The sequence below is a fragment of the Pseudoroseomonas cervicalis ATCC 49957 genome (assembly GCF_000164635.1).
In the GTDB taxonomy this organism is placed as follows: domain Bacteria; phylum Pseudomonadota; class Alphaproteobacteria; order Acetobacterales; family Acetobacteraceae; genus Pseudoroseomonas; species Pseudoroseomonas cervicalis.
The window spans coordinates 171,968-175,439 of record NZ_GG770777.1 but is presented as its reverse complement, the minus strand read 5'-3'; the positions used below and the strand labels follow the sequence as shown (position 1 = coordinate 175,439).

Sequence of the window (3,472 nt, the reverse complement as noted above, 5' to 3'; positions counted from 1 at the left end):
CGCGGCCAGGCCCGACTGGCCGGCCGGCGCCACGGCGGCGACCAGCTGCGCGACCTCGCGGCGCAGCCGGCCGAGCAGCAGCGACTTCTCGACGATGATCGCCCAGCAGATGACCGAGGCCAGGGCCAGCGCGATCATCACGGCTTTCACCACCCAGTCGGCCTGCAGGAACAGGCCGAGCATGGACATGTCCGGCCCGCCATGCAGGGCGGCCGCGGCGATGTCAGGGAGGGCGGTGGTGTCGGTCGGGTTCATCGCGACCTCCTCACTTCTCGAAGGAAACGCCGTCGACGCGCGAGCTGAGCGCGAGGCGCGGCAGGCAGGCGGCACGGCCCTCGGGGCCGGCGCCGCAGGCCAGCAGATCGTTCAGCAGCAGGGCGCCGATGCCATCGCAGCCCTGGCCGGCGAGGTCGAAGATGCGCGCCATGGTCTTCTGCTGCGGCAGCGGCCCGACATCCAGCGCCAGGCGGCGGGCGATCACCCCGTCCTTGCCAAAGACCAGCAGGTCGAGGCGCAGCGGGTCCAGCGCCTGTTCCGAGGGGTTGCGCAGCAGCATCCACACCCGGCAGCCCTCGGGGCGGCTTTCCAGGCGGTTCAGTTCCAGCCCGATCCTCGGCTCGGCCTGGGCCTCCGCGAGGCTGGGCAGGCTGAGCGCGGCCAGGGTGGCCAGCGCGGGGAGGATCCGGCGGAGCGGCATGTGGCGGGAACCCTTTCGCATCTGCGGGGGCTTATGCCGCTATTGAGAGACAGTTGCAATGCGAATGACTCTCAATGCAGCGCTGCAGCCGGGCGAGGCCTGGCGCGCGCGCAGCAAAAAGGCCCGCCTCGTCGCCAAGGGGGCCCGCATGATCCAGTTGGAAGATGGTGCCGACGCCCGGGATTGAACCGGGGACCTACTGATTACGAATCAGTTGCTCTACCGCTGAGCTACGTCGGCGCGGCGCCGCTATTAGCGGGGTTGCGGCGCCAGGGCAACCACCTTCCTGCCCTCTCGCCGAAGGTTCCGCGCCCGGCAGGATTCTCGCCGGGCGCGGCGCCAGCGGTCAGCTCACCGGGTCAGTGTACCAGGGCCGGCAGCATCTCGTGCTGCAGGATGGCGGCGGCGGCCAGGCTGCTGTCCGGCGCGGCGCCGATCTGCGTGCCATCCGCCGCGTGGATCGCCACGGCCGCCACCCCATCCACCGTCACGGGGCGGATATAGGCGATCTGCTCGGCGCCGAAGCGCGCCCAGTCGGCGGGGGCAAGTTGCCGCAGCGCGTCGGCGGCGGCGTAGGGACGTGTGGGACCTGCCTTGTTCATGAGGGTCTCTCCTGTTGCCGTCCCGTGGGGGCCCGGCGTGATGCGGCCAGCCGGGCTGCACCGCGATTCGCCCCCGCGTCGGTCGCCTGCCGCCGGTGCGGCAGGGCTGACCTGATCAATGCGCCAGGGGCGTGAAGGGTTCTGCACCTTGTCGTGTGGGGCTGCCCCCACCCGGCGGCTCACCCGCCGGTCTTCTCCCCGTCGCCCAGCTGGGTGTGTACCAGCGGCCGGGCCGGGCCGGCATTGCGGGTGCCGATCTGGATCGCCTTCACCCGCACCGCCGGCTGCGGCCGCTTCAGGTCGATGTGCAGCAGGCCGTTGTCGAGCCAGGCCCCCTCCACCTCGATCCCCTCGGCCAGGACGAAGGCGCGCTGAAACTGCCGCGCGGCGATGCCGCGGTGCAGGAAGATGCGGCCCTCGCTCTCGTCGCGCTGCTTGCCGCGGACCACCAGCTGGTTGTCCTCCTGCGTCAGTTGCAGCTCCTCCATGCTGAAGCCGGCCACCGCCAGGGTGATGCGCAGCCGGTTCTCCCCGGTCTGCTCGATATTGTAGGGCGGGTAGCCGTCCGAATTCTTGGCGACGCGGTCGAGCATCTGCTCCAGATGGTCGAAACCGAGGAACAGGGGCGAGCCGAACAGGGATGAGCGGGACATGACGGCGAAGAACTCCTCAGCGATGAGCGAGCGGTGGGCGGGGCCCGAAGCACCCCGCCGCGCCTCATCAGTTTGTGTACAACCGGGTTGAATGCAAGGGGCCGGCCCCGGCCGTGCCACGGCCCGGGGCCAGGCCGCCGGCAGAATGGTTGAAGCGCCGCGGTGCAGGCGGTAGAGCAGCCGCTCCATGTCCGACACCTCCCTGCTGCCCATCCTGCTGGTGCCCGACGCGCGGCTGCGCGCCAAGGCCCGCCCCGTCGGCCCCGGCGACACCGAGACGGTGCGCGCCCTGGCCCCGCGCATGCTCGCCACCATGTACAAGGCGCCCGGCATCGGCCTGGCCGCGCCGCAGATCGGCGAGCTGCTGCGCCTGGTCGTGGTCGACCTGCAGCCGGACGAGAAGCCCGAGCCCTATGTCATGATCAACCCGGAGATCGTGGCGGCCAGCACCGAGCTGTCCTCGCGCGAGGAGGGCTGCCTGTCGCTGCCCAACCAGTATGCCGAGGTGACGCGCCCGGCCGAGATCAAGGTGCGCTGGCTCGACCTGGAGGGGGCCAAGCGCGAGATGCAGGCCGACGGGCTGCTGGCCACCTGCATCCAGCACGAGATCGACCACCTGAACGGCGTGCTGTTCGTCGACCATCTCTCGGCGCTGAAGCGCAACATGCTGCTGCGCAAGCTGGCCAAGGAGCTCAAGGCCCAGGCGCGGGACAGCGAATGAGCCACCTCCGCCTCGCCTTCATGGGCAGCCCGGATTTCGCGGTGCCCGCGCTCAGGGCGCTGCACGCGGCCGGCCATGAGGTCGCGGCGGTCTACACCCAGCCGCCGCGCCCCTCCGGCCGCGGGCAGAAGGAAACCCCCTGCCCCGTCCACCGCGCGGCGCTGGAGCTGGGCCTGCCGGTGCGCAACCCGGTGCGGCTGAAGCGCGACATGCAGGCCCAGGCGGAGTTCGCGGCGCTCGACCTCGATGTGGCGGTGGTCGCCGCCTACGGGCTGATCCTGCCCGCCGCCATGCTGGCCGCGCCACGGCGGGGATGCCTGAACATCCATGCCTCGCTGCTGCCGCGCTGGCGCGGCGCCGGGCCGATCCAGGCCGCCATCCTGGCGGGCGATGCCGAGACCGGCATCACCATCATGCAGATGGAGGAAGGGCTGGACACCGGCCCGATGCTGCTGGCCGGGCGCCTGCCCATCGGCCCGCGCGACGGCACGCCCGCCATCCATGACGCGCTGGCGGCGATGGGTGGCGAACTGATCCTGCGCGCCCTGGCCGAGAACCCCGCCGCCGTGCCGCAGCCGGAGCAGGGCGTCACCTATGCCCCCAAGCTCAGCAAGGCGGATGGCAGGCTGGACTGGACGCAGGACGCCGCCGCGCTGGACCGCCGGGTGCGCGCCCTCAACCCCTGGCCCGGCACCTTCTTCGAACACCAGGGCGAGACGCTGCGCGTGCTGGCGGCCGAGCCGGTGGACGATGCCCCCGCCGCCCCGCCCGGCACGCTGCTGGACGACGCGGCGCTGGT

General features: G+C 71.8%; 6 protein-coding genes, 1 tRNA gene and 1 pseudogene. 3 read left to right on the top strand and 5 right to left on the bottom strand.

The window, feature by feature from the left end; genetic code table 11:
• A pseudogene (locus HMPREF0731_RS24805) lies at window positions 1-255 on the bottom strand (MotA/TolQ/ExbB proton channel family protein); the annotation flags it as partial.
• Window positions 256-265: 10 nt separating this feature from the next.
• Window positions 266-697: a hypothetical protein gene (locus tag HMPREF0731_RS00770; protein WP_007002061.1), complete on the bottom strand. Its 432-nt coding sequence runs from the start codon at window positions 695-697 to the stop codon at window positions 266-268.
• A 58-nt stretch (window positions 698-755) separates the two neighbouring features.
• Between HMPREF0731_RS00770 and HMPREF0731_RS26305 the strand changes: the two genes are divergently transcribed.
• Window positions 756-884, top strand: a complete 129-nt coding sequence (locus tag HMPREF0731_RS26305; protein ID WP_281015336.1) for a hypothetical protein — start codon at window positions 756-758, stop codon at window positions 882-884.
• Here HMPREF0731_RS26305 and HMPREF0731_RS00765 read toward each other — a convergent pair.
• The 3 genes from HMPREF0731_RS00765 to HMPREF0731_RS00755 form a co-directional block, all read right to left on the bottom strand.
• Window positions 863-937, bottom strand: a tRNA-Thr gene (locus tag HMPREF0731_RS00765). The two genes, HMPREF0731_RS26305 and HMPREF0731_RS00765, sit on opposite strands and share 22 nt — an antisense overlap.
• 119 nt (window positions 938-1,056) lie before the next feature.
• Window positions 1,057-1,299 carry a hypothetical protein gene (locus tag HMPREF0731_RS00760; RefSeq protein WP_007002060.1) on the bottom strand — a complete coding sequence of 81 codons (243 nt, stop codon included), beginning with the start codon at window positions 1,297-1,299 and terminating at the stop codon, window positions 1,057-1,059.
• 179 nt (window positions 1,300-1,478) lie between these two features.
• Window positions 1,479-1,952 carry an Hsp20 family protein gene (locus tag HMPREF0731_RS00755; RefSeq protein WP_007002059.1) on the bottom strand — a complete coding sequence of 158 codons (474 nt, stop codon included), beginning with the start codon at window positions 1,950-1,952 and terminating at the stop codon, window positions 1,479-1,481.
• 187 nt (window positions 1,953-2,139) lie between these two features.
• Between HMPREF0731_RS00755 and def the strand changes: the two genes are divergently transcribed.
• Together def and fmt are read left to right on the top strand one after the other, a co-directional pair.
• Window positions 2,140-2,673, top strand: coding sequence for a peptide deformylase (gene def, locus HMPREF0731_RS00750; protein WP_007002058.1), 534 nt, complete (start codon window positions 2,140-2,142; stop codon window positions 2,671-2,673).
• A partial coding sequence (gene fmt, locus HMPREF0731_RS00745; protein ID WP_007002057.1) for a methionyl-tRNA formyltransferase occupies window positions 2,670-3,472 on the top strand: 803 nt, incomplete at its 3' end. The genes def and fmt, both read left to right, overlap by 4 nt.

Bases quoted from the DNA above. Each gene is read 5' to 3' on its own strand.
- def (WP_007002058.1), top strand. From the start codon at position 2,140: ATGTCCGACACCTCCCTGCTGCCCATCCTGCTGGTGCCCGACGCGCGG.
- HMPREF0731_RS00760 (WP_007002060.1), bottom strand. From the start codon at position 1,299: ATGAACAAGGCAGGTCCCACACGTCCCTACGCCGCCGCCGACGCGCTG.
- HMPREF0731_RS00755 (WP_007002059.1), bottom strand. From the start codon at position 1,952: ATGTCCCGCTCATCCCTGTTCGGCTCGCCCCTGTTCCTCGGTTTCGAC.
- HMPREF0731_RS00770 (WP_007002061.1), bottom strand. From the start codon at position 697: ATGCCGCTCCGCCGGATCCTCCCCGCGCTGGCCACCCTGGCCGCGCTC.
- HMPREF0731_RS26305 (WP_281015336.1), top strand. From the start codon at position 756: ATGCGAATGACTCTCAATGCAGCGCTGCAGCCGGGCGAGGCCTGGCGC.